Below are 2757 nucleotides of genomic sequence, written 5' to 3' on the forward strand. Positions count from 1 at the left end.
GGGTCCGTGAGCTGGGCTCTGAGGCCACTGTCTTCAATCGCTCCCTGCACGAAGACGAGAGTAGGAGCGAGGATGAACGTGGTCGTCAGGACGAGTGCGATTTCCTGCCAGCCCGGGCATCAGGTGCTGATGCCGGCACCCATGCCGATGCCCGTGCCCTTCCTCGGATGATGGTGCTCATTGGCGCACGCTTGGGCCTGCCCGCCCGATGTGGTCCGTCCACTGGGACAGACCACGCCCGGGCTCTCTCCCTCCGAGAGGGACTGAACCCCTACGGGCGGCCAGACGAGGCTCATTGCGCACACGCCAGGCTTTCCCATGCCACACAACCTCCTCGCGGGCGAAGCAGCGATGAGCCTTCCCGATGTCGCTGAGCTTCACTGCCGCAGCAATTTCAGCTTCCTCACGGGCGCATCGCAGCCGGCGGAGCTGGTGTTGCGCGCGCAAGAGCTGGGCTACCGTGCGCTCGCGCTGACGGACGAATGTTCTCTGGCCGGTGTCGTCCGCGCGCACGAGGCCGTGAAGGAACTGAGAGCCGACATAGAGGCCAAGGCCAAGGAGGAATCGAAGACCGACGAGGAGCTGAAGGGCGCACTGGACGCAATGGTCCGCCTCGTCATCGGCGCCGAGATGAGGTTGACGGCGGCGCCAGCCACGCCCTTGTTTACCGGCGCTGCCTCTGGGGCGGCCGCGTCGGCATCGGCTAGGTGGCCGGGCGCATTGTCGAAGACGAAGTCCAAGGCACGACCGCGCGCCGGGCGTTTGCCAGCGGCCGTCGGCACAGATTCGCCAATCGACCTGGAAGCCGAGTTGAAGGCTGAATTGGCGGCCGAGTTCGCCGCCGAATGGAACGCCGAACGGGCCGCTGAGTGGGATGACGACGCCGAGTTCTGCCGCTCGCCGTCCCGGCCTGCGCTGCCACACCCGCATCGGCCCACCGGCGACGGCGCCCGCCTGGTGCTACTGGCGCAGACCCACCGTGGCTACAGCAACCTGTCGCGCTGGATCAGCCTGGCCCGGCGGCGAGCTGAGAAAGGCAGCTACCTGGCCTACGCGTCGGACCTGGAAGGCAAGGCAGGCGATGCGCCTTGGCTGGCCGGTCTGGGCGATTGCCTGGCCCTGCTGGTGGTCGGTGGCCCTGAAGGCGCCGACGGCACAGTGGCGCCGCCGAAGTTCGAAACCGTATTCGCGCAGGCGATGTGGTTGAAGACCTGCTTCGGTGTCGATCGCTGCGGCCTCGCGCTGGCCTTGCGCCATCGCCGTTTCGACGACGAGCGGGTCGAGGTCGCGCGACGCGTGTCCGAGCTGAGCGGGCTGCCGATCGTGGCCACCGGCGACGTGCTGATGCACAGCCGCTCCCGCAAGCCGTTGCAGGACGTGCTGGCGGCGACCCGTCACCGTTGCACGGTCGCAGAGTCGGGCACCCGGCTCGAGTCGAATGGCGAAGCCCATCTTCGCTCGCGCGCCCGCCTGGCCGAGCTGTACGAGCCCGCCTGGCTGCAAGCTGCGGTGGACTGGGCCGAGCGGTGCACCTTCTCGCTCAGTGAGCTGAGGTACGAGTATCCGCAAGAGCTGGTGCCCAAGGGCCAGACCGCGACCAGCTGGTTGCGCGAGCTGACCGAGCGTGGCCTGGTGAAGCGCTACCGCGACAAGAATCGCATCGAGCCTGCTCACGTGCGCAAGCGAGTCGAGCACGAGTTGGCGCTGATCGAGCAGCTTCGTTTCGAAGCGTACTTTTTGACCGTGGCAGACCTGGTGCACTGGGCGCGCAGCCAAGGCATCCTTTGCCAGGGCCGCGGCAGCGCCGCCAACTCAGTCGTTTGCTACGCGTTGCAGGTGACCGAGGTCGACCCCGATCAGGGCAATCTGTTGTTCGAGCGCTTCATCAGCGCCGAGCGCAACGAGCCGCCCGACATCGACATCGACTTCGAGCACCAGCGGCGCGAAGAGGTCATCCAGTACATCTACGCCAAATACAGCCGCCACCGCGCGGCGATGACCGGCGTGATCATCAGCTACCGCAGCCGGTCTTGCCTGCGTGACGTGGGCCGCGCGCTCGGCTTCGATCTGGACCGCATCGAGGCCGTCACCAAGCAGCAGCCTTGGTGGACCGATCACCCCGGTCGCTTCGACCCCGAGCGCCTGCGTGAGCATGGCTTCGACCCCGACGCACCACTGGTCAAGCTGTGGGCCGAGCTGGCCTCGCAGTTGCGCGGTTTCCCGCGGCACTTGAGCCAGCACCCCGGTGGTTTCCTCATCGCCTGCGACGACGTGTCCAACCTGGTGCCGGTCGAAAACGCGACGATGGAAAACCGCACCGTCATCCAATGGGACAAGGACGATCTCGACACGCTGAAACTGATCAAGGTCGACGTGCTGGCACTGGGCATGCTCAGCGCGATCCGTCGCGCGCTGGAATGGATTGACCGGAAGAAGGACCCGAAGTTGGCCAAGGTGCAGGGTCGTCGCATCGAGATGGACGACCTGCCCAGGCACGACGATGCCGTCTACGACATGCTTTGCGACGCTGATGCGATCGGCGTCTTCCAGGTCGAAAGCCGGGCCCAGCTCAGCATGCTGCCGCGGCTTCGGCCTCGCTGCTACTACGACCTGGTGATCGAGGTCGCCATCGTGCGGCCGGGGCCCATCCAGGGCGGCATGGTCCACCCGTACCTGAAGCGGCGAAACAAGGAAGAGCTGGTCGACTTCCCCAAACCTGAACTCGAGCAGGCCCTGGGCCGGACGCTGGGGATACCG

General features: G+C 66.4%; 1 protein-coding gene. It reads left to right on the forward strand.

The genetic code is table 11. From position 1 onward, the window contains the following. Nucleotides 1–318: 318 nt before the first annotated feature. Nucleotides 319–2757 (forward strand): PHP domain-containing protein (locus AC1DYI_RS31720; protein ID WP_477208093.1); only part of this gene is annotated, 2439 nt, incomplete at its 3' end.

The sequence above is a fragment of the Ideonella sp. P3_A4 genome, assembly GCF_056403075.1.